Annotated in this window: 20 protein-coding genes; all 20 read left to right on the forward strand. The window is 41.8% G+C overall.

The features are described 5' to 3' along the window. The first annotated feature begins 523 nt into the window (after positions 1–523). The 20 genes from BLO53_RS15085 (at position 524) to BLO53_RS19300 (ending at position 24,605) form a co-directional block, all read left to right on the forward strand. On the forward strand, positions 524–4,111 hold the full coding sequence (locus BLO53_RS15085) for a DUF5717 family protein (RefSeq protein ID WP_092063342.1): 3,588 nt from the start codon (positions 524–526) through the stop codon (positions 4,109–4,111). A gap of 8 nt (positions 4,112–4,119) precedes the next feature. Then, positions 4,120–5,421: a DUF5716 family protein gene (locus BLO53_RS15090; RefSeq protein WP_092063344.1), complete on the forward strand. Its 1,302-nt coding sequence runs from the start codon at positions 4,120–4,122 to the stop codon at positions 5,419–5,421. A gap of 60 nt (positions 5,422–5,481) precedes the next feature. Then, entirely contained in the window at positions 5,482–6,330 is an 849-nt protein-coding gene (locus BLO53_RS15095; protein ID WP_092063346.1) for a hypothetical protein, read from the forward strand. 45 nt (positions 6,331–6,375) lie between these two features. Then, positions 6,376–7,569 carry a hypothetical protein gene (locus BLO53_RS15100; protein ID WP_092063348.1) on the forward strand — a complete coding sequence of 398 codons (1,194 nt, stop codon included), beginning with the start codon at positions 6,376–6,378 and terminating at the stop codon, positions 7,567–7,569. 147 nt (positions 7,570–7,716) lie between these two features. After that, positions 7,717–8,640: a MetQ/NlpA family ABC transporter substrate-binding protein gene (locus BLO53_RS15105; protein WP_092063351.1), complete on the forward strand. Its 924-nt coding sequence runs from the start codon at positions 7,717–7,719 to the stop codon at positions 8,638–8,640. Positions 8,641–8,776: 136 nt separating this feature from the next. After that, positions 8,777–9,748 carry a methionine ABC transporter ATP-binding protein gene (locus BLO53_RS15110; RefSeq protein WP_092063355.1) on the forward strand — a complete coding sequence of 324 codons (972 nt, stop codon included), beginning with the start codon at positions 8,777–8,779 and terminating at the stop codon, positions 9,746–9,748. Then, on the forward strand, positions 9,748–10,410 hold the full coding sequence (locus BLO53_RS15115; protein WP_092063358.1) for a methionine ABC transporter permease: 663 nt from the start codon (positions 9,748–9,750) through the stop codon (positions 10,408–10,410). The genes BLO53_RS15110 and BLO53_RS15115 overlap by 1 nt, the downstream gene beginning before the upstream one ends. 172 nt (positions 10,411–10,582) lie before the next feature. Continuing rightward, a complete protein-coding gene (gene purF / locus BLO53_RS15120) occupies positions 10,583–12,025 on the forward strand; it encodes an amidophosphoribosyltransferase (protein ID WP_092063361.1) in 1,443 nt (480 codons plus the stop codon). A gap of 149 nt (positions 12,026–12,174) precedes the next feature. Continuing rightward, entirely contained in the window at positions 12,175–13,608 is a 1,434-nt protein-coding gene (purB, locus tag BLO53_RS15125) for an adenylosuccinate lyase (protein ID WP_092063364.1), read from the forward strand. A gap of 444 nt (positions 13,609–14,052) precedes the next feature. After that, on the forward strand, positions 14,053–14,916 hold the full coding sequence (gene metF, locus BLO53_RS15130) for a methylenetetrahydrofolate reductase [NAD(P)H] (protein WP_092063367.1): 864 nt from the start codon (positions 14,053–14,055) through the stop codon (positions 14,914–14,916). 159 nt (positions 14,917–15,075) lie between these two features. Next, positions 15,076–16,110 carry an AAA family ATPase gene (locus BLO53_RS15135; protein WP_092063370.1) on the forward strand — a complete coding sequence of 345 codons (1,035 nt, stop codon included), beginning with the start codon at positions 15,076–15,078 and terminating at the stop codon, positions 16,108–16,110. A gap of 196 nt (positions 16,111–16,306) precedes the next feature. After that, positions 16,307–17,206, forward strand: a complete 900-nt coding sequence (locus BLO53_RS15140; RefSeq protein ID WP_092063373.1) for a DUF58 domain-containing protein — start codon at positions 16,307–16,309, stop codon at positions 17,204–17,206. Then, positions 17,172–17,666 (forward strand): hypothetical protein, encoded by a 495-nt coding sequence (locus BLO53_RS15145; protein ID WP_092063376.1) that lies wholly within the window; start codon positions 17,172–17,174, stop codon positions 17,664–17,666. Before BLO53_RS15140 ends, BLO53_RS15145 begins: the two co-directional genes overlap by 35 nt. Further along, a complete protein-coding gene (locus BLO53_RS15150; RefSeq protein ID WP_092063379.1) occupies positions 17,657–18,775 on the forward strand; it encodes a hypothetical protein in 1,119 nt (372 codons plus the stop codon). The genes BLO53_RS15145 and BLO53_RS15150 overlap by 10 nt, the downstream gene beginning before the upstream one ends. Continuing rightward, positions 18,772–19,734, forward strand: a complete 963-nt coding sequence (locus BLO53_RS15155; RefSeq protein WP_176757309.1) for a vWA domain-containing protein — start codon at positions 18,772–18,774, stop codon at positions 19,732–19,734. Before BLO53_RS15150 ends, BLO53_RS15155 begins: the two co-directional genes overlap by 4 nt. A gap of 42 nt (positions 19,735–19,776) precedes the next feature. Then, the gene (locus BLO53_RS15160) at positions 19,777–20,589 is read left to right on the forward strand and encodes a tetratricopeptide repeat protein (RefSeq protein WP_092063385.1); all 813 of its coding nucleotides are present in this window, start codon (positions 19,777–19,779) and stop codon (positions 20,587–20,589) included. A 348-nt stretch (positions 20,590–20,937) separates the two neighbouring features. Continuing rightward, positions 20,938–22,038, forward strand: a complete 1,101-nt coding sequence (locus tag BLO53_RS15165) for a hypothetical protein (protein ID WP_092063388.1) — start codon at positions 20,938–20,940, stop codon at positions 22,036–22,038. A gap of 297 nt (positions 22,039–22,335) precedes the next feature. Continuing rightward, positions 22,336–23,349 carry a PD-(D/E)XK nuclease family transposase gene (locus BLO53_RS15170; protein WP_092063391.1) on the forward strand — a complete coding sequence of 338 codons (1,014 nt, stop codon included), beginning with the start codon at positions 22,336–22,338 and terminating at the stop codon, positions 23,347–23,349. Between the two features lie 543 nt (positions 23,350–23,892). Beyond that, the gene (locus tag BLO53_RS15175) at positions 23,893–24,426 is read left to right on the forward strand and encodes a hypothetical protein (protein WP_092063394.1); all 534 of its coding nucleotides are present in this window, start codon (positions 23,893–23,895) and stop codon (positions 24,424–24,426) included. A gap of 41 nt (positions 24,427–24,467) precedes the next feature. After that, positions 24,468–24,605, forward strand: coding sequence for a hypothetical protein (locus BLO53_RS19300; protein WP_176757310.1), 138 nt, complete (start codon positions 24,468–24,470; stop codon positions 24,603–24,605). Positions 24,606–24,652 lie beyond the last annotated feature (47 nt).

The raw sequence follows: 24,652 nt of genomic DNA on the forward strand, positions 1-24,652 counted from the left end.
TAGTCCTGTGGTATTTGCATGTTCTCAGAATTGTAATCGTACACGCAAATTACTACTCTTGTGGTATTTGCATGCCCTCGGAATTATGGCCGTACATGCAAAAACTCTTTTGGTATCTCGACACATGTTCCTCAGAACTCCTCTATAACTAACTTCTACATGCGCATTGACATCATATTCTGTTGTGCGTGTTCATCATCACATTCCTCTTTTACAAAGTACATGCGATTCTTCCGAAAGCATAGATTTGCGTGTTTTTCCCCACTCAAGACGCTGCTCAAAATGCCTTTAGCAGGAAAAGCAGCGATAAACTCTTAATTTGTTGTGAATAATCCCTCCCTACACAGGCGAAAAAGATTTCTATGAATATCGCTCGCGCTTGTGGCCAGGAGCGGAGGGAGGATGAGATGTAGTGGAGGGTGACAGGCGATGGAGCGGATGGAGGAACATTGAGAATGCGTGCGCACTGAGGGCTCTTTTGTGCTATAATATCTAGTATATATGTTTTGCTTTGGGGTGTATTGTGAGAGAGATAGTTGATCAGCTGCTTAAAGGGAAAAATAGCTACTACGAGAGAAATCTTGATTTCTCTACTTCCCGTGTGGAAATTTCACTTAGCGCAGGGGAAGTTGTGGAAGGGTCATTCACTATTTTTGGCCCTGAGGACAGACTCCTTGTAGGGGAAGTCTCCTCCACTGACATGAGAATGCAGGTCATCACTAGGGATTTCTCTGGAACACCATATGAAGTATCTTATAGATTCAATGCAGAAGGCCTTGGTAAGGGCGACGTTCTCCAGGGGGACTTCCGCATTATTTCAAATCAGGGAGAATACTTTCTCCCCTTCGTAGTCACTGTCAAGCTTGATCATATCGCATCAAGTCTTGGTGACATCAAGAATTTGTTTCATTTTGCAAATCTGGCCAAGACTGACTGGAGAGAGGCTGTAGACCTCTTTTATTCTGGTGAGTTTATTTCTATATTCAGCGGCAATGACGATAGCTACGAGAGCCTTTACAGGGGCCTTAGCGCAATTCCCGGCAATGAGCAGAACGTCGAGGAATTTCTTATTGCCATCAACAAGAAACAGCCCATGTCCTTTATCCTGGATGAGAAGGAAGAGACACTTGAATATACCAGTACCTTACGTGAAATACCAGTTTCTATCACGAGAAGCGGATGGGGCTATTCTGAGCTTTCAGTCAATATCGACGGAGACTTCATCGTCCCGGAAAAAGAAAAACTTAAAGATGACGACTTTACCGGCTCAATTTGTCACACCAAGTTAAAGCTCAAAGTGGATAAACTCCACAGAGGTAATAATTTTGCCATGGTAACCTATGAGAACGCCTTCACCAAGGTTTCCCTCCCGGTTACTGTTTCTGTTAACGTAGACGACAGACTTCCAACTACCAGTTACCAGGAAAAGAAAAAGCTTTTGGTTGAACTTGTTAAGGCCTACGAGAGCTTTAGCTGCAAAAAGATAAATCCAAGGGCCTGGCTCTCAGAGACTGGCAAGGTCATTACCAAGATGAATGCCCTTGATGAAAAAGATCTTGAATTTAGGTTGTACACAGCCCATTACTATATAACTGCCGGAAGAGTCAACGAAGGCAAGTGGATATTGGATCAGGCGGCAAGAGAAGTTGAGGAAGCGCCTGGAGATACACTTTATAGCTATTATCTGTATCTTTCTACTCTATGCAGTAGAGAGGACAGCTTTGTCAACGACATATCAGAGAGACTTGAGGGTATCTTTAGGAGAAATCCTGATAACTGGCGCATTGCCTGGCTTATACAGTATGTTTCTGATGAATACAGCGCTTCAAGCCCCAGGAAATGGATGATGCTGGAAGAGCAGTTTTCCTATGGCTGCAGGAGCCCAATCCTGTACCTGGAGGCGGTCAATCTTTTAAACGAGTCTCCATCTATCCTGACTCGCCTTGATGAGTTTGAACTCTACATTTTAGAGTACGGAGCTAAAAAGGAAGTGATCAGCCTTAATCTTATTGACCAGATCATTTATCAGGCAGTGAGAGTCAGAAATTACAACGACAAGCTCTTTAAGATCCTAAAGGTCTGCTACATGATAAAGGGCGGGGATGAGATTTTAGAGGCAATTGTAGCTCTTTTGATAAAGGGCGGTCGTACCGACAAGGGAGCCTTTGAGTGGTATGCCAAGGGCGTAGAGAGTCAGCTTCGTATAACAAGACTCTATGAGTACTACATGATGTCCATTTATACTGATGAGAACGGCCTTCTTCCCTGCGAGATCAACAGGATGGTACTTATGTACTTCTCCTACCAGAGTGACCTTGACTATGACAAGAATGCTATTCTCTACAGATACATCCATGAGAACAGGGAAGAGTATCCTGAACTCTACGATTCCTACAAGCCCCAGATTGAGAAGTATCTCATGGCTCAGCTTGATAAGGGCAGGATAAATAGGGATCTTGGCTACCTATACAAGAATCTTTTGACCAAGCAGATGGTGGATGCGGCCAACGCGTCCAAGGTTCTTAGCGTGCTGTACACTTCAGAGATCAGGACCACAGACAAAAGAGTCTGCACAGTAGTTGTAGTTTATGACAAGTGTGAAAGAGAAATGAAGTATCCGCTTACAGACGGATGCGCTTACGTGCCACTTTATGGCAGCGATTACTGCGTATTTTTGGCAGATAGGGACGACAACAGATATGCTACTTCTGTTCCTTACAGTAACATTAAGATGATGCTTCCGGGAAAACTTGCGGCCTATGCGATTCCTTACATTCAAAAGGGCAAGGAGAATCTGGATCTTTTCCTGTGCGACCTTGGCAAGAATGCCTATAGTATCACCATGGATAATGTTGGCAGATACAGAGACCTGGCGTCTTCTGAACTTGTAAGGGAGAAGTGTAGAAACGAAATCAGAAATAATCTGATCAGATTTTATTATGACAATGATTTTACAAGGCAGCTAACAGAGTACCTTATGGACGTGGATCCAGCCAGACTTTCTAGAAAAGAGAGAGCTGAGATACTAGAGCTTGTTGTAATGGCAGGGCTTTACGATAAGGCCCTTGACTGGGTAAAGACCTATGGAACTTTTGGAGTTGATCCAAAGACAATCCTGCGCCTCTGCGGCAGGATGATAGACAGGCAGCAGTATCAGGCTGCGCCCATGGAAATTGAGATAGCCTACTTTGCTTTTTCAAATGGCAAATATGATGAGCAGCTTTTGGGATACCTTGTCAAATATTTCGAGGGAACTCTCAAGGAGCAGAGAAATGTGTGGAAGGCAGCGGAGTCTTTTGGCCTTGATACCTACGTTCTCTGCGAGAGAATGTTGATACAGATGCTCTATACTGGCTCTTATGTAGGGGAAAAGATAGAAATCTTCAGACAGTATGTAAAGAGCGGAGCCAACACTGATATTGAGGTGGCTTTCCTTACTCAGAGCGCCTATGACAGCTTTGTCCATGGCAAGATAGCTGACAGATTTATCTTTGAGGAAATTGAGAAGTTAGCTCTTGACCATGTACCTCTTCAGGATGTGTGCAAGCTTGCATATCTTAGATACTATGCTACAGAAAAGAGCACGGATGAGGAGATAAATGAAGATGTTGCCAGGGAGTTCCTCAGGTACCTCATGGAAAAGGATATTCATTTCCCCTTCTACAAGGAGTTTGAAGACCTTTGCCCTGACATGGTGCAATTTAACGACAAGACAATGCTAGAGCACAGAACAAGGCCCGGCACTCACTGCGTTATCCACTATAGGATTGATTCAGATTCAGAGACTGAGTATCAGACCCGCTCTATGCGAGAGATGTTTGATGGAATATATGTTATAAGCTTTGTGCTTTTCTTTGGTGAAAAGCTTCAGTACTACATTACTGAAGAGGGCAAAGATGGCACTGAGACAGCCACTGGAAGCGGAACAATTTCAAAGAGCGATATAGTCAAGAATATTGCCGGTGGCAGATATGGAATGATAAACGATATCATGATCGGAGAGACGCTTCAGGACTACGAAACAGTTGACAGGCTCCTTTCGGAGTACTATCACAAAAAGAACATCTGTAACATGATTTTTACAGGTTATGAGAACAACACAGAAGGATAAGGAATAAGATGCTTTTTGGTAACTCAGATGAAAAACGCTTTGTACTGGGCTATGACCTGGGAGATAAAGTGTCACAGATAAGCTTTTTAGCTTCTGATGCGGATATGCCCGAGACACTCTCAGTACTGGCGGGAGCTGAACTTTATAATATTCCAACAGTCCTTTGCAAAAGAAAGGATGCAAACCAGTGGTATTACGGCAAGGAGGCTCTTCGTCAGATTGATGAAGGGAAGGCTGATGCTGTCTGCAACCTGGTTTCTGCTGCAAGGGAAGGGAAGGCTGTGATGGTTGGGGATTCTGAGTATGATCCCATAGCTCTTTTGACCTTATTTGTAAAAAGAAGTTTATCTCTTCTATCGATGGAGCTTGCCCTTGAAAAGGTGGAAGCTATTATGTTTACCACAAAGAGTCTGGACCACAGAATGGTTCAGGTGCTCAATGCAGTTACGGCTTCTCTGGAGCTTAAGACCACGAATATCTTTTACCAGAGCCACGAGGAGAGCTTTTACAATTACATGCTCTATCAGCCTGAAGAGCTGATGCACCATGAGATCATCGCTTGCGACTATGATCTTGAGACTTTGCATGTGTATGATATGAATTTGAATCCCAACACTACGCCTATTGTGGCCACTATTACTCCTTCAAGCTACGATGCGCTCAGGGTTGGGAGCGATGGATTTCCCAAGGATGCAGCTCTTTTCCACAAGACCTGCGAGAGGCTTGACGATGAGTTCCTTAATATAATGCAAAAGATATGTGGGGAAAAGATTGTATCTACGGTATTCCTTTTGGGGGATGGCTTCAAGGAAAAATGGCCAAAGAGATCTCTTGAGTTTCTCTGCAGGACCAGGAGAGTCTTTCAGGGTAATAACCTCTTTAGTAAAGGGGCCACAATCGCAGCAAGGGAGAGAATCCGTCCCAGTGAGGATGCACAGAAATATGTATTTCTCGGAGAGGATAAATTAAAGTCAAATATTGGCATTAATCTTTTAAAGTGTGGGAAAGAGGCCTACCATGCCATTTTGGATGCGGGCATCAACTGGTATGAGGCTCAGGCCCAGCTTGATATTTATGTTGACCAGACGGGAGTCCTGGATTTTCAGATAACACCACTTACAGGGGGCAAGCCCAGGACAATCCAGCTATATCTTGAGGACCTGGAAAAGAGACCTCGGGGAACCACAAGGCTTCAGGTTAATATGACTATGAATGCAGTGGATGAAGTTTATATAAGAGTTCAGGACCTTGGTTTTGGGGAAATCTTCCCAGCCACCAATCAGGTCTGGGAGCAGGTTATAGATTTGTAGAATTGCTAAATTGCCAGGTTATTGTGCAATTTTTTCAATATTTTAGTAACAGGAGTTTGTATGGGTAGACCGATTCTATGCGTAGGAACCTACGGTAAAAATCCATATCATATTGATAAACTTGGCCGCAATGTGTATTGCATCGAGGAGCTGTGTTATCTTTTTGTCCAGAACGCTTTTCTTTTGGATGAGGAGAGCTTTGGCGATGAGCTTTTTGATTGGATTGCCACTGAGTGCAGCCTCGACAGACTTGCAGATGACCTTAGGAAGATGCGGGCCAGGAAGTGCTCTGTGGCTGCTCTTGCAGGAACACTTCTTGATTATGTGGGCTATAACACCAAGGCAGAGATAGACAAGGTAGAGGCAATCCTTAGGGAAAATGCGGGAATGGACGATTATCAAAAGCGCCTTTCAAGGGCAGACTTTCTGATGAGAAATGGCCGCTATAGCATGGCTTTTAAGGAATATGAATATCTTTTGAACAATGATCAGGATATAGATAAAAAGCTCCGTGCCCGTATAGAGCACAATGAGGGAGTTATGTATGCAAGGCTCTTTTTGTTTGAGAGAGCTGAGAAGATGTTCATGCAGGCCTACGAGCATGGTAGAGACCACGAGTCCTATATCCAGTATCTGGCTGCTGTCAGAATGAGGCTGAGCAGCAAGGACTATGTGGCATTTATAGCCGACAATGAGGATGCCTATGAGGCTTCTCTTGAACTTGAAAAGCGCATGAACGAAGCTGAGGATCATTACAGCGCAAGCGATGAGAAACATGCTCTGGGAACAATTGCTGTTTACAAGGCTGAGGGCAAAATGCATGAGTATTATGAAAAGATTGGGGAAACAACTCAGGGCCTTAAGATAGAGTACAGGAACCTGATAAAGGATAAGATTGGAAGTAAATAAACTGCGAATATGAGTATTGAGAAATAGTCATACATGGGGGATGATATGGGATTTCTTGAGGATATTTTCGGTAAAAGAAAAATCGATGAGAGGCAGATTCAGTCAGAGCTTGAAAACTGGAATGACATTGTTTACTCGAGAAAAGAGCTGGATATGGATGATCCTGTTCAGCGAAGAGAGTATATAGGAAGCTGTCTTCAGCAGATGGAGGAGGCTGCAAGGGAACTTGATTCTCTTGAGTTTGAATACAATGATGTTACCAGCCACTTAAGGGATATCGATGAGATAAATGCACTTCCGCCTGAGCAGCGGCTTGAAGTCAATGAGATAGCCCAAAAGCTCCTTGATTCCCAACAGCAGCAGGATAAATTCTCACGCCGCAAGAGCAAGATGACTGATGAAGAGTTTGAGCACATGGAGAGGCTTGCTTCGGAAGCGAGAGAAGGTGCCAAAAAGCTTGCGGATGCCGAGAATTATCAAAAGAAGATAAAAAATGATCTAAAACGCCTCGATGGTGAGCATGAGGCGTATCTATACAGAGAAGAAGAACTAATTAATACTGTGGATAACTGTAAGAAACTCATTATAACTGTGGCCGTTACATTGGGGCTTTGCATTATTTTTCTTTTGTTTTTGCAGTTTGCATTAGAGCTTAACGTGGTCTACGGCTACATGATTGCTGTTTTGCTTGCAGCAGTATCTGTGACTCTTCTATATTTCAATAGTACCAATTCTGTGGTTGAGCTTAAGACTGTTCGCAAGTCAATCTCAAGGCTTATCATGCTGCAGAATCAGGTAAAGATCCGCTATGTCAATAACACAAATCTGATAGATTATCTATGCCTTAAATACAGGGTTTCAAATGCCAAGGAACTTATCAGCATGTACGACCGCTATGTTCAGGAGGCCAAGGAGAGAGCAGAGTTTGAGGATTCCCAAAAGAGTCTTGATACCAATCAGAAGGACCTTATCTATATATTAAGGCATTTTAGGGTCAGAGATCCTGAAATCTGGATTCACCAGCCAGAAGCTCTTCTTGATCACAATGAAGAAGTTGAGATAAGGCACAGTCTGAATGTCAGGAGGCAGTCCCTTAGAAAGCGCATGGAATACAACAGGGATATCGTTGCAGGTAATGCCAAGTCAGAAATTGAGGACATGGCAAGACAGTATCCCGAGTATACTCAGGAAATTCTTGACATGGTATCCCGCTATGAGGAGAAGTATCCGGAGATGTGACGATAACTAAAGCTTATAGGTTGATAAAAGTATAGGTGTATTCACAAGATGTCTTTTTTGTTCTATTATATGAACATGTTAAAGATAACGCAGAGCAATTCAGATATGCAGGTAGGATTGTTTCAGCGATTCGAGGAGGAAAAGTTTATGAAAAAGAAATCATTCGCATCTTTAGTACTTGCAGCAACACTTGCTGTATCAGCTCTTACAGGTTGCGGCGCTTCTGCACCAGAGAGCACAACAGCTACAGAGAATAACGCTACAGAGACTGCTAATACAGAGGCAGCTCCAGCGCAGGATTCTGCAGACAAGACAATCAGAGTAGGCGCAACTGCAGTTCCGCACGCAGAGATTCTTGATAACGTTGTCAAGGAAGTTCTTGCAGAGGATGGCTGGACACTTGAGACTGTAGTATTTACAGATTATGTACTTCCAAATACATCCCTTGAACAGGGCGAGCTTGATGCCAACTACTTCCAGACACTTGGTTACATGAACCAGCAGAACTCAGATGCAGGTCTTCACCTTGCAGCAGTTGCAGGCGTTCACATTGAGCCAATGGGCATCTATTCTCAGAAGTACACAGTACTTTCAGATATTCCTGATGGAGCCAAGATTGGTATCCCTAATGATCCTGATAACGCAGAGAGAGGAATTGATCTTCTTGTTTCAAAGGGACTTCTTGCTTCTAAGGGCGGATATGGCACAGAAGAGGGCTACACAGAGGACTCTCTGACAAAAGATACAGAGGCAAACCCTCATGGATATGTTATCACTCCACTTGAGGCTGCACAGCTTACACTTGCACTTCCTGATCTTGATGCTGCTGCAATAAATGGTAACTATGCTCTTGAGGCAGGTCTTCCAGCCCAGTATCCAGCTATTGAGATTGAGACATTTGACGATGAGACAACAGTTAAGAGAACAAACTTCCTTGTTGTTAAGCAGGGATCAGAAGATTCAGAAAAGACAAAGGCTCTTGTAAAGGCGCTTCAGTCTGAGAAAGTTCAGAAGTATATCGATGATACCTACAAGGGAGCTGTTATCACATCATTTATTGATGCACAGTAAAATAGTAATAAAATTAGCCGAGTAAGTCATAAAAATCATCCTACCAATGAAGAGGTGCGCTGCGAGTTTGCGGCGCATCTTTTCTTATGATATACTTTTTCGGACAGTGTGAAACATTATATAGAAAGACAAGAATATGATACAGATTAAAAATGTTAAAAAGTCCTTCAAGAATACAGAGGTTCTTAAGGATATCTCTATTGAAATTGAAAAAGGTGAGATCTTTGGAATTATCGGTCAGTCAGGAGCAGGTAAATCTACCCTTCTTCGCTGCGTAAATGGCCTTGAGTCCTATGATGATGGACAGATCCTTGTAGAGGGACAGAAAGTGGATATCAAGGACAAACAGAGCCTTAGACTCCTGCAGAAGAGAATGGGCATGATCTTCCAGGGATTTAACCTGTTAGAGAGACTTGACGTATATCAGAACGTAGCTCTTCCTATGAAATTCTGGGGTATCAATCCTAGGTCTGCGGAATCTAAGGAAAAGATATTAAAACTCCTTAAGCTTGTAGGCCTTGAGAATAAGGTTCATGCCAAGCCAAGAGAGTTATCAGGCGGACAGAAGCAGCGTGTAGCTATTGCAAGAGCGCTGGTCCTTGATCCTGAATTTTTGCTATGCGATGAGGCAACAAGTGCCCTTGATCCAGAGATTACAAGGGAAATACTAGCTCTTTTGCAGAAGATTAATAAAGAACTTGGAATTACCATCGTGGTTGTTACTCATCAGATGGAGGTTGTTAAGCAGATCTGTCAGAGAGTGGCCTTTTTATCTGGCGGAAGAGTTCTTGCAGTTGGAAGACCTGAGAAACTCTTTATCTGGCCTGAGGAGAGAGAAATCAGAGACTTCCTCAGAGAGGAAAGTGATAAGCTTCCTACAAATGGAGTCAATCTTAAGCTCTTTTTCTTTGGAGAGGGCAATCAGAGGCCTATAGTTACACAGATGGCTCAGGAACTCCATACAGACTTTAACATCTGCTGGGCCAAGCTCGAGGACTTCCGTGAGGACGTTTATGGTAGCCTTGTCCTTAATATGGAGGAAAAAGATCTTGAGAGGGCCTGTGCTTTCCTTGATTCCAAGAATGTTACATGGGAGGTAGTTCGCTAATGCCAGGAATATTATCTACTGCAGGTTATTCAGAAATACTTTTAAAAGCTTTTAAAGAAACTTTATATATGACTTTTATGTCCACAATATTTTCCGTAATCTTAGGCTTTATCCCGGGAATTGTGCTTACTCTCACAGCTCCTGACGGACTTAAGCCAAACAAGATCATATATGAGGTTCTTAGCTTTATAATTAACGTGTTTAGAAGCTTTCCGTTTATCATACTTCTTGTAATCCTGATTCCTTTTACAAGAGTTATTGTGGGAACTTCCATTGGAACAACAGCTATGATCGTTCCACTTACTATTTCTGCAATTCCTTTTATTGCAAGAGTGTTTGAAACTAGCCTTCGTGGCACTAACCCTGGAGTTGTAGAAGCTGCCAGATCTTTTGGCGCATCCAACCTTCAGATTCTTATTCATGTATATGTAAAAGAGTCTATTCCAAGGATGCTTAATGGAATAGTCCTTCTTATCATCTCTCTTATCGGCTATTCAGCTATGGCTGGAACAGTTGGAGGAGGCGGTGTCGGCGATATTGCCATCAGATACGGTTATCAGGCCCGCAATTATGAGATTTTATTCTATTGCTCTATCATACTGATCATCTTTGTTCAGGTTATACAGATGATTGGTAACTATATGTATAAAAAGATGTCTTAAGGATGTTTACTGCCGCAATTTTTTTTGATGATTGCGGTAGTTTTTTTATGCAAAAAGTATGTTGAAAATAAGGTTGGCAGATGATATATTTTTGGTGTTGTGCCAAGGGATGATTATTTCATCTCTATGATAGAAGTGTCAAAAGTTTTTTGATATCTAATTGGGAGAGAGTATGACCGAAAGCAGATTAGAGAGCTATAAGCGCCTGGGAGAGGAATGCGGCGTTTTTGGCATGTACGATTTTGATGGTGGAGATGTGGCAGAGTCCATTTATTATGGTCTTGTGTCGCTTCAGCACAGGGGACAGGAGAGCTGCGGCATAGCTGTAAGCGAGACTGCTGGCCCTAAGGGAAAGGTCCTTAGTTACAAGGATATGGGCCTTGTCAATGAGGCATTTACGCCGGAAATCCTTGATAAATTAAAGGGAGATATCGGTGTTGGACATGTGCGCTATTCTACAGCGGGGAGCAGCACAAGAGAAAATGCGCAGCCGCTGGTTCTTAATTATGTAAAGGGTACCCTGGCTCTGGCCCATAACGGTAACCTTGTCAATGCACCGGAGCTTCGTCAGGAGCTTGCTTATACAGGTGCGATTTTCCAGACTACAATTGATTCAGAAGTAATTGCATACCATATTGCTAGAGAGAGGCTTGTGACAAACTCTGTTGAGGAGGCCGTTGGCAAGGCTATGACCAAGATAAAGGGCGCTTATTCTCTTGTTATCATGTCACCTAGAAAGCTCATCGGTGCAAGAGATCCTTACGGCTTTAAGCCCCTTGTAATAGGAAGAAGAGAGAATTGCTATGTTCTGGCTTCCGAGACCTGCGCTCTTGATACTATTGGAGCTACCTTTATAAGAGATGTTGAGCCGGGAGAAATTGTCACTATTTCCCCTGAATACGGTATCCGTTCAGATAAATCTATGTGCATTCCTAAAGAGAAGCACGCTCGTTGTATATTTGAATATATCTATTTTTCCAGACCAGACAGTAACATTGATGGCATCAGTGTATACGACGCCAGGATTGCTGCAGGAAGATTTTTAGCCAAGGATTCACCAGTAGAAGCCGACATGGTAGTTGGCGTTCCTGAGTCCGGCAATGTTGCAGCCCTTGGATATTCACTTGAATCTGGAATTCCTTATGGACAGGCCTTTGTCAAGAATTCATACATAGGCAGAACCTTTATTAAGCCCAAGCAAAAGAATAGAGAATCCAGCGTACAGGTCAAGCTCAACGCTTTAAAAAGCGCTGTTGAGGGTAAGAGGATCATCATGATAGATGACTCTATCGTAAGAGGAACTACCTCAGACCGTATTGTTAGGATGCTCCGTGATGCTGGCGCCAAGGAAGTTCACATGAGAGTCAGCTCACCGCCATTTTTATGGCCTTGCTACTTTGGAACTGACGTACCAGCAAGAGATCAGCTTATTGCCTACAACAGAAATGTTGATGACATATGCAAGATAATCGGAGCAGACTCCCTTGCATATCTTAATATAGAAAGACTTGAGGAAATGGTTGGCGGAAACCTTGGAATCTGCAAGGGCTGCTTTACAGGCAACTACCCCGTAGACCCACCAAAGGAGGACATCAGAGGAGATTTTGAGCGATAAGCAGATGAGAGTTCCAGCAAAATTTGCTTGCAAATATTTTTGCTGGAATTCGAAGATGCAACGGACATGAGTAAAAAAGAAATACGAACTATCGCGTAGTAGTATGTAGTAGAATTATAGAAAACAATTTTTTAGCCGGAGGAGCAATTATGAGTACAGATCGTTACACAAGCTCATTATCAGAGCGTTATGCAAGTAAGGAAATGCAGTATATCTTTTCCCAGGATATGAAGTTCAGAACCTGGAGGAGACTTTGGATTGCCCTTGCTGAGATAGAACACGAGTTAGGCCTTAATATCACACAGGAGCAGATAGATGAACTCAAGGCTCACAAGGACGACATTAACTACGAAGTAGCCATTGCCCGTGAGAAGGAAGTTCGCCACGACGTAATGAGCCATGTATATGCCTATGGCCAGCAGTGCCCCAAGGCTAAGGGAATCATCCATCTGGGTGCTACAAGCTGCTACGTTGGCGATAACACAGACATTATCGTAATGACAGAAGCCCTTAAGCTTGTTCGTAAGAAACTTGTTAACGTAATTGCAGAACTCTCAAAATTTGCTGATAAATACAAGGCTCAGGCAACTCTTGGCTTTACACATTTCCAGCCTGCTCAGCCTACAACAGTTGGTAAAAGAGCTTGCCTCTGGCTTCAGGATTTCACAATTGACCTTGAGGACCTTGACTATGTCCTTGATAATATGAAACTTCTTGGTTCAAAGGGAACAACAGGAACACAGGCTTCTTTCCTGGAACTCTTTGACGGCGATCTTTCCAAGGTTGACAAGCTTGATCCAATGCTTGCTGAGAAGATGGGCTTTAAGGGATGCATGGCAGTTTCAGGCCAGACCTATAGCCGTAAGATTGACATGAAAGTTGTTAATGTACTTGCAGGAATCTGTTCATCAGCAACCAAGATGGCTCAGGATATCAGACTTCTTCAGCACCTTAAAGAGGTTGAAGAGCCATTTGAAAAGAGCCAGATCGGATCTTCAGCTATGGCTTATAAGAGAAATCCTATGAGAAGTGAGAGAATCTGCTCACTCTCAAGATATGTGATCGTGGATACACTTAACCCTGCTATAACTGAGGTTTCACAGTGGTTTGAGAGAACCCTTGATGATTCTGCCAATAAGAGACTTTCTATTCCAGAAGGCTTCCTTGCTACAGATGGCGTCCTTGATCTGTGCCTCAATGTAGTAGACGGTCTTGTTGTTTATCCTAAGGTTATTGAGAAGCGCCTTATGTCTGAGCTTCCATTCATGGCAACTGAGAATATCATGATGGATGCTGTTAAGGCAGGTGGAGACAGACAGGAACTTCACGAGAGAATTCGTGAGCTTTCCATGGAGGCTGGCAAGAATGTTAAGGTAGAGGGCAAGGAGAACAACCTTCTCGAACTTATCGCTGCCGATCCTGCTTTCCATATGTCACTTGAAGACCTCAAGGCATCTATGGATCCTCAGAAGTATGTAGGCTGCAGCGTTCATCAGGTTGAGAAGTTCCTTTCTGAAGTTGTCCAGCCAATCCTTGATGAAAATGCAGCACTTCTTGGGGTTACAGCTGAAATCAATGTGTGATAAAATGCTATGATATAGAATTGCGAGAGTTTCGAAGAAACGGAGCAATTCGTATATCATATAGGCGTATTATATAGGCGTTACAATTGTTCTGCTACTTTTGGCAGAATTGGAGAAAGTAGCAGTAGGATTTGAAAGAATAATACTGCTACTTTTGCATAGAATGAAATTTCGGCAGATACAACAGGCAAAAAAAGTCTGTCGCAAATTAGGAAAACTGAAATTCAGGCAGACGATATCGGCCAAATGGAACTGCCGGAAATCAGAAAAAGTGAAATTTCGGCAGATACAACGGGCAAAAATAGTCTGCCGCAAATTATGAAAACTGAAATTAGGCAGACGATATCGGCCAAATGGAACTGCCGAAAATTGGAAAAAGTGAGATTTCGGCAGGTATAACAGGCAAAAATAGTCTGCCGCAAATTAGGAAAAAGGGGGAAGTATATGACCATAAAAGAAATCTTTCAGAATAAAGAAGTAACACTCTCATTTGAAGTGTTTCCGCCCAAGACTGACGATGGGTACGAAGCAGTGGAGAAGGCGGCAGCAGAAATTGCAGCACTAAGGCCTGACTTCATGAGTGTTACCTATGGCGCTGGCGGTGGAACCAGCAAGAATACAGCTAATATAGCAGCTGACCTTCAGAACAAGTACAATACGCCAGTTCTGGCGCATCTTACCTGTGTGTCCTCCACAAGAGAATTTGTTAAGGACATGATCACAGTCTACAAGGAAAAGGGCATCGAGAACATCATGGCTCTTCGCGGAGATATCCCCAAGGAAGGAAGAATCTGCTACGACTACGACCATGCAACTCAGCTCATCTATGATATCAAGAGTCAGGATGACTCTTTCTGCATAGGTGGAGCCTGCTACCCGGAGGGACATGTTGAGTGCGCTCGTCAGTCAGAGGATATAGAGCATTTAAAAGAAAAAGTTGAGGCAGGCTGTGACTTTTTGACTACACAGATGTTTTTTGATAATTCAACTTTGTACCAGTTTCTCTATAGAATCAGGGAAAAAGGAATTGATGTTCCTGTAGTCCCAGGAATCATGCCTATTACAAATGCAAGACAGGTTGCAAGAAGCGTTGCTCTGTCAGGCTCAACCATTCCCCAGAAGATGAAGATCATGGTGGATAGATTTGCAGATGATCCTCAGAAGATGAAGGAAGCAGGAATAATCTATGCCAGCGACCAGATCATCGACCTGATTTCCAATGGTGTCAGCCACATCCACGTGTACTCAATGAACAAGCCTGACATCGCAGCAGGCATCATGAGAAACCTTGCTACTATCATTAGATAAATAGGATTGGTGCAAGCAAGTTTGCTAACAAGCAACAATTAGGTGGTTGTAGTTGTACATATAATATAAAGGTGCTAAAAATGCGGAAGGCCGCGGTTACAAGATAGTTGCGAAGCCCTCCGCAAAAACATATAAAACGCAGAAACAGAGGTTTACAAAATGAACGAGCAGAACATGAATAATCAGAATCCTGGGCAGCCAGGGTCTAATATCAAGATTACAGAAGAGGAATACAACTACGCGCAGGAAGTAATAAAGAGACTTTCAGATTACTATGATGCCAAGGTTGTAGGACAGCAGCAGCTCAAGTTCTCACTTATTGGAGCTATCATTGCTGATGGTCATATCCTTATTGAGTCAGTTCCTGGACTTGCTAAGACAACAGCAGCCAAGGCTATTTCAGATGCCGTAGATGGTAAGTTCGCACGTATCCAGTGCACACCAGACCTTCTTCCTGGAGATATCATTGGTACACAGATTTACAATCAGGCTAATGGCAAGTTTGAGACAATCCTTGGACCTGTATTTGCAAACTTTGTACTTTTGGATGAGGTAAACCGTTCAAGTGCCAAGACACAGTCAGCCATGCTGGAAGCCATGCAGGAGAAGCAGGTAACTATTGGTGGCACAACCTACAAGATGCCTCAGGATATCTTTACCGTAATTGCTACACAGAACCCTATCGAGCAGGAAGGTACATATCCTCTTTCTGAGGCTCAGACTGATAGATTCCTCATCAAGGAGGTTATCACATATCCTCTTGCTTCTGAGGAAGTTGAGATCCTTAATAGAATTGAGAATGGATCAATTTCACAGACAACACCTCCTGTTCTTACAATTCAGGACGTTGACCGTGTTCAGGATATCTGCGACAAGGTATATGTTGATGAGTCAGTTAAGTGGTACATTTCATCAATCGTAGTTGCTTCTAGAAGAGCAAACCAGATTCCTGGCTGCGAAGTTGGCAAGTATGTAAGAATTGGCTGCTCGCCTCGTGCTTCTATTGCATTCCTTAAGATGGCAAGGGCTGCAGCTCTTATGCAGGGCAGAACCTACGTTACTCCTGATGATGTTAAGGCTGTTAGCCACCAGGTTCTCCGTCATAGAATTGGTCTTAACTACTCAGCAGTTGCTGATAATATTTCAGTTGAGCAGGTTATCGACGGAATCGTAAACTCAGTAAAGACACCATAACGCGTCTACCCTCAAAAAGCTAGATGAATTTATATATTAGTATATTTGAATACATAGTGTCAGGAGTGAATATATATATATATGGAGCGATTTTAGTTCTATGGAGACAAGACAAATCCAATGATTTGGCTTGTCGTAATGTCTAGAACTATGAGCAACATAATATATTCACGACTGACATTTCAGGTAACAAAAAATGAAACTAGATTATGAATACTTATCGAGGATACGAAGAGCAGTAGCTCTTTATACAAATAGGAAAACCTCCAACATTCTTGATGGTGACTTCCACTCTATACATCGCGGCCGCAGCATGGAATTTGACGACCTCAAGGAATACAGCTTTGGCGACGATGTTCACGATATTGACTGGAAATCTTCTTCCAGAATGGGAGATATACTGGTCCGCAGGTACATGACAGACAGAAGACACAATGTAATGTTTGTCTGCGACTGCGGTCGCAAGATGCGAGGCGACACTCCGGGAGGAGATGCCAAGAAGGAACTGGCTCTTATGACCTTTGGAACTATCGCCTACATCACAGGTAGGAACGGGGCGGATTATGCTCTGGCTTATCCAAATGGCAACAAGGCTATGGTATCTCTTTTCCGCTCAGGTCCTGAGCACATGGAAAAGCTCATATATGACCTGGAAAAAAATATGGATCAGGACCAGGAAATCAGTGTCAATGAGGTTATAAAAGAGGTGATGAGTACCGTCCACAAAAAGATGATCATTTTCCTTATCACAGATATGGAGGGACTCAAGAATCTTGACGGAAACATGCTAAGGGGAATCACCACAGATCATGACCTCATGATCATCAACATCGAGGATGCCATGCTTACTGGAGATATCGTCTATGATACAGATGTAAGCCTCTATGAGAAGCTTTTCTTTTCCCATAACAAGAAGCTCCACGAGGAAGAGGTCAGAATTCACGGAGAAATACTAAACGCCGCATCTTTTTTGTGCAAGCAGAACAAGGTTGGCCTCACCAGCATCAGCACTGAGAGCCAGATTATTGATGCGACAATAGATTTGTTGGAAAGGTATAGACATGGTTACTACGGTTACATTACAACCACCCTTTGAATATTACTGGTGGGTTATCTTAATAGCAGCTATCTTGGCAGCAGCTGCAATAGCGATAGTTCTTTATGTGCTGAACAAATATTTCCACATTTTCTCTAAGCTTTTTAGCAAGCCCAAGTCACAGATAAAGACGCCGCCTGCCAAATTGCTGTATCAGATCAAGGAAGACTACATTGGCCAGCTTCAGCAGCTGTCCCTTGCCTATGGCAGCAGATCCATGGACAAAAGAACTGCCTACCAGCGTCTTAGCCTTCTAATAAGAGGCTTTGTCAAGGAGGCCACAGGCATAAATGTGGAAAACTACACCAAGGCCGAGATTAAAGCCTTTGGTATCAGGCATCTTGATAACCTGATGGAGGAGTATTATGTTCCTGAATTTGCTGAGGAAGAAAGAGCAAGTGGCAGGGATTTCGTAAACTCCTGTAATATTGCATTAGGAGTGATCAGAACATGGAGTTAATGAATGTATGGGCCATTGTTGTGGGACTTATAATCACAGCAATAGTGGCAGCATTGGCCTTTTTTATCAAATATGAGGGAAAAGAGAAATACACACACGGAGTTAAGGCTTCTAACACTTCCCTCATCAAATCTTCTAAGGTTTATAAATCGCTGAACAAGCAGTACAACGTACTAAGGGCAGCACTGGCCATTGGAATGGTCGGAAGCATTTTGTCATCTCTTTTCCTGGTGGCAAGGCCCTATAAGACTCAGGACGTTTACACAGGGGTCAAGAAAAGAGATATCATCATCTGCATGGATGTTTCCTATTCGCTTTATGACCTTAATATGGAGCTTGTGGATTACCTAAAGGGCGTAGTTCATGGACTTGCGGGAGACAGGATTGGCGTTAACATTTTTAATACTTCTACAGTTACTTATGTTCCAATGACGGATGACTACGATTACGTAGAAATGAAGCTGGGTGAGCTATCCAATTACTTCGTTATGCAAAAAGAGCTGTATGAGGAATATTATGATGTATACGGCACATACCTCTCAGATTATCCGGACGATGTGTATGAGAAATACATGGCGCTTAGAGAGAAACTTGAGTACTACGATGCCGGAACTCTGCACCACAACTCAAGTAAGGGATCATCTCTTATTGGAGAAGGCCTGGGAACAGCTCTTTATACTTTTCCTTATCTTGGGGAAAAGGATAGGACAAGATTTATCATCCTCAGTACTGATAATGAACTTAATGAGAGCTGGGGATACAAGCAGATCATGGATGTGAACACGGCGGCCAAGTACTGCCAGAGCAATGATGTTACTGTGTACGGAATTTTCCCTGATGAAGAGGATTTCTACGATCCGGAGGAGTATAGCTATTCCGCTTGCAAACAGGAACTTGCAAATGCAATGGCAACAACTGGTGGCACGCTTTACGTAAGAACAGACGATCTGCCGGTTTCAGCTATAGTAAAAGATATCACGAAAAAAGAGGTTATCACGGCCAATATGGTCATGTCCAGAGAAACACAGGATGTGCCAAGACCGCCATTTATAGCCCTTATTATATGTCTCGCATTTACCTGCGCGGCAGGATTGGTGTTACAGAAATGAAGATACAACCTATTTTTCCAATTGGATTTATGATAATTGTATTTGCCTTATTCTTTGGTGCCACAGCCTTTGTGATTATAAGAAATAAGGTAAAGACACTTGAAAAAATTGCATCTCTTTGCAGGATGACAATTATCTACATTCTGGTATTTGTCATAGGCCTGCGACCTGTAAAGGTTGATACCAACTATGAGTTCATGACCAAGAACCTTGATGTTCTCTTTGTTGTGGATAACACAATCAGTATGTGGGCTCTTGATTATAATGGTAAGAACCCTCGTATGGACGGCGTTAAGGCAGATATCAACTATATAATGAATGAACTTGCTGGATCTAACTTTGCTCTGGTGAGCTTTGACGACAGCGCAAGAGTTCTTTCACCATTTACACAGGATATGCAGTATATTGAGAATCTCCTCGACGTTATGATCACTCCTGACAGTTACTACTCAACAGGAAGTAACATGGGTATTCCTTATAGAGATATTCAGGGGCTTTTAGAGTCTTCAAATAAAAAAGAGAACAGAAAGACTATTGTTTTCTTTATAAGCGACGGAGAGGTTACAAACCCTGAAGAACAGGCAGTTGACTATTCTCAATTTGCTCAGTACATCGATACTGGCGCAGTTCTGGGCTATGGATCAGCTACTGGCGGCAAGATGAAGGAAGGCCATAGCTACATCTACGACTACGATACTCACACAGATGCTATCTCCAAGATCGATGAGGAAAATTTAAAGAAGATTGCCGATGGCCTTGGAGTTCAGTACCTTAACTTAAACGGTGGAAACTCTCCACTTACAGCTTCTCTTGAGACCATCAAGCAACAGGCTGCAACAGTTGTAGAGACTGGAGACGGCGCAGAAAGATATATCGATACCTACTATTATTATGCAGCTCTTTTGGCAGCTATGCTCCTTGTAGAGGGTGTGGTCTTCATCAGAAAAGGCAGACTGTGATAGCGTTAATAAAAAAGAATTGGAAATGTGAAAGGGGACAATATGGACTTTAAAAAGATTCCTCTTAGAGTTTACTTTATATTGGTAGTGGCTCTTATATTTGGGATTTCCTCAGGAATTCTCTTTTTCAGGATCATCAATAACCACATCTTTGTAAAGGCCTATGCAGAGGGTGAGTACAAGACTGAGAAAGAAGAAGGCCTTCTTAAATTAAATGTGCCAGAAAGCTACCTTCCTTATTATAACCTTGGAAATGTAGCCTATGAAAACGGCGATTATGCCAGTGCAGTAGGATACTACAATGAGGCACTTTCTCTTTTCCCTTATGGGGAAAAAGAGTGCGACATCAGAATTAACCTTGCTCTTGCCATGTGCTACGGCATCGACTGGCAGAATATGGATTCTAAGGAAGAAATTGATACTGCTCTTGTAGTGCTATATAAGGCCAGAGATGTGCTTCTTGTGAATAACTGGGCTACAGAGGACGGCGAAGGCCACAGAGACGATGATGCCCAGCAGCTTAAAGAGGACATTGATGCTATGATCGAGAAACTCAAGAACCAGCAGGGCGACCAGTCTCAGGACAATCAGGACCAGCAGGATAACAAGCAGGACAACAGCGACCAGCAGGATAATTCCCAGTCAGAAGACGATAAGTCTCAGTCCGAAAAGGAAAAGCGTCTCCAGAAGGAACTTGAGGGTGAAAAGAAAGATGCCCTTGATGAGCGCAGCAAGAACCAGGATGATCTGAAAAAATGGGGCAGCTACAGCGATGGCCAGGGCGGTGACAAAAAAGACGGCGAGGATTCTACTTCTGGCTTTGGCGGCGGTGGCGGAAAATATAAGCCTTGGTGATTAAAGTGATAGAGCTAATATGGTGAGTTGATAAGCAACGAGTTAGCAGTATATCGAGTTGGTTGGAACGTTAGTAAGTTGTGAATTAGTAAGATAGTAAGCCAGAAGGGATGTTAGGTCTCTTCTGGCTTTTTTTGAGAAAAAGGTTGTGAAAAGTTATGAAAGGTTACGAAAGGTTGTGAAAGAAAAAAGAAGTTGTGAAAGGTTACGAAAGGTTGTGAAAGAAAATAGAAGTTGTGAAAAGTTACGAAAGGTTACTAAAAGTTGTGAAGATGTGTTATCATATTCTTATTAAAAGAGTGACATGATCTAGGAAAATAGATATGGATTGAATAGGAGTGGTATTTCATGAGCAAATTTGAAATAATAAATAACCCATATACATTGCAATTTAGCTATATTCCTCCACAATTTATAGAGCGAACACTGGTTACAAACGAGATAATCAGCAACTATATACGAGAAATCCCAACTTACAGGGGAATGTTCATAACTGGAGTAAGAGGCTCAGGCAAGACCGTTATTCTCGGCGATATTAGAAACAAAATAGCAGCTATGAAGGAATGGATTACAATTGACCTTAATCCAGAGAGCAATCTTCTTGATTCTCTCGCCAGAAATCTATATCTCATCCCGCAGATAAAGGCTTTGTTTGTAAAGGCTAAACTGGATTTTTCGTTACTTGGAATAGGTGTTCATATAGAGAATGCAGAGCTTGTGGCCTCCAATGAGGAAGACGCAGTCAAGATGATGCTCGAAGTATTAAAGAAAGCAGGCAAAAAAGTTCTTGTAACAATCGATGAAGTTACATATGGAAATGATGTTTCAAGATTCTCACACGCTCTTTCTTCCTATGCAAGTGCTGATTACGACATCTATGTTCTTATGACGGGGCTTGCTGATAACATCAAGACTATTAAGAATCAGAAATCTTTAACGTTTCTCTATAGAGCCAAGGTGAAAGAATTGGATAGCCTGAATATGACAGCGATTACTTTAGATTACCAGAAGGTCTTGGAGATAGAAAGAGAAAAGGCAGAAGAGCTGGCGTATAGTACCAAGGGATATTCTTTGGCTTTTCAGACCCTGGGGTATCATTATTGGAATGCGCTATGTAATACTCCAAAAGGCAAGGATGTAGATATAAACTCTGTTTATGAGAACATGGATATCACATTAAGCGAGCTTGCCTATGAGAAAATCTGGGATGAATTATCAGCAGGAGACAGGAAGATATTGATTGCTTTGGATGATCTTATGGCAAAAGAAAAGTCATATGCAGTCAAAGTGGAAGATGTAAGAAACGTTGTTAACATGAAATCCAATACCTTTAATACTTATAGGACTAGACTACTTGATAGCGGCGTTGTTGATGGTAAGCAATACGGCTACCTTTCAATTAAACTTCCAAGATTCAGCAATTTTCTGGCCACTAGGAAAAATATCTGATTAAAAAGTATTTATGAGATTAAGATGCCGCGAGTAGTTTAAGTTTGCTACTTGCGGCATTTATCATGCAATATCTTTATTCCAAATCAATATTATCTATATACAGTAAAATTCTTGCGATTTTATTAATCTTATTCTATATCTATTTACAGAACCAAATATAAATGATATTCTCTTTCTACTTGCTCATTCAGAGCAACTGATCATGCAAGCAGTGTGTCTAAGACGCTGTATAAGAACTCAATCTTGGCAGGATCAGATTTTTTCAAACTATAAATATATGGAAAGAGAGAAATTATGAGTGTTGAAATTAATGTAAAGCCGGTATATGTACCGCAAATAACCTTTGATGAGGCTAAGAAAAAAGTTGGGGAGATGAATCTGATCAATGGTTTCATGTTTGACAGTGTCCTTGAAGATAAGGAGAAAGGCATAATTGTTGTAAAAGGAATTCTTGATACTGTACTTGATATGGATGTGCCTGTGTCAGATGTTCAATCACAGAAAGTTATTACGGGACTTGACTCTGCGTATCATGGAATAAGATTTGATGTATGCATAGATAAAAATATAGACGAAAGCAGTAATGCAGTTGTATATGACATTGAGATGGAAGACAGAGAAGCAGATAAAGAGGAACTACCTAGACGAGGTAGGTATTATCAAGCATTAACTGACAGTAAAAAATTGCCAACAGGACATAGCTACCTTGAACTACCAGATTATATTTCGATTACGATATTATCCTACGATCCATTTGGCGCGGATTCTATGTACTATGAAGTAAAGTCTGTGATTACAACGCATCCTCAATTAGAGTATGATGATGGCGTTAGGAAAATATACCTATATTGTAGAGGCAGGAATAATCTGGAAAATGATAAGGAGTATGGTGAAAGACTTCAAGAAGTGCTAGAATATATCCTAACAGGAAAAAAGAGACGAGATCCAAGCCCTGTTATTGACAGCATGGATAGAATTGTTTCTGATACCAAAGATAGAGCGGAGGTTACTAAGAACTATATGCAGAGATGGGATGAAATCGAACATATTAAGCGTGATGTTAAGAGAGAAGTAACCGAAGCCGTAACAAAAGAAGTAACAAAAGAAGTAACAAAAGAAGTAACTAAAAAGGTTACTGTGCAGGTTACAGATGAAATAAATGCTTTGAACCAGATCCTTATTAGTTTAGGAAGATTGGATGACTTGAGCAGATCCACTACAGATACTGATTTTCAGAGAAAATTGATTGAAGAGTTAGTGCACAAAAAAGGTAATATCGAGGATACTGAGTCCTCATCTCTGAAATAAATCCTCACTCCAGATTGAAATAAAAGAAAAACTTCGAAACATCTATTTATATACGCTTTATAAAAACTTTATAAACTCTTAAAATCAAGCCACAACCACTGCAAAACCGCATGGTTGTGGCATTTTTTATTTAATAAAAACTTTCCAAACAAAGCTAAAGTAATATGCTAATATGTCGATATACAAGGTGCTAGATATGATTGAGCACAAGATATGAACAGAAATTGACGGCGTTCTCAATATTTTGTATAATTAATCTATGATTTTAAGATAATTAAGAAATACAGGGTTTAATTATCTGTATATTATCAGAAAAAAACGGATCTGTTATACGAAATAATCGGAATTCATCGTCAGACTCCAATCAGAAACTGCCACTAAGCACTGCTAATTGAAGTCGAAATGAGGTGATGCCGATGCGCTTATCAAAGCGAGCTAATAAACAGAGGCAGAAAGGACACGACGATAGTGCCCTTAGCAGGGAGGTGAGAGAACCACCACCTTGAGTAGCCAGATAAAATACTTTGAATAATAGGAGGAACTATGGATTCCCAGAATAATGCTAACAAGAGTAGTTCTACAAAGGTACTTTTGATCATTGGCATAATAGTAATCCTGGCACTTGTAGGTGTAATAATTTTCTTATTATTGCCTAAGGAAAAAGAACCTGAGCAGCGGCGTAGTGTAGTTGTCAACGAAGAAAACGTTGAAGAAATCATCGAAGAGATGGAAAAACAAGCACAGGAACCAGCTCAGGACGTAGGTTATTACGCAGTTACTCAGAATAGTGAATGGCATTTTAAGGACGGAACTTCCGAATCCTCTAATGCTTATATTAAAAATTTAGAAGAAAATTCTGCTGATGTGTATTTTGACCTGTTCATTGCCGGTGATGAAGAGAATCCGATATACCAGTCTCCGGTTATTCCTAGAGGTGGCTATTTAGAGAATTTCAAACTTGATAAAGATTTAGATCCAGGAACTTATGATTGTGTCATGATTTATCATCTGGTTGATGAGAATCAGAACACGCTTAGTACATTAAGAGTTACAGCAACAGTAATTGTCGAAGGATGACAATTATAAAAATAATTCATATTACAAGGAGGTAATCAACTATGAACAAGTTATTTAACAAAGCATTAGCAGTTGTATTGGCAGGAACAATGGTAATCGGAGCAAGTGTAACAGCATTTGCAGACGATATTAACCCTAAAGTCGTTAAATGTGTACTCAAATCATCACTCCTGATTTAGGCCTATTTTTTCCAGATAGAGCGCATCACAGGAGGTTATTTCTGTAT

The organism is Butyrivibrio sp. INlla14 (assembly GCF_900102515.1).
Lineage (GTDB): Bacteria > Bacillota > Clostridia > Lachnospirales > Lachnospiraceae > Butyrivibrio.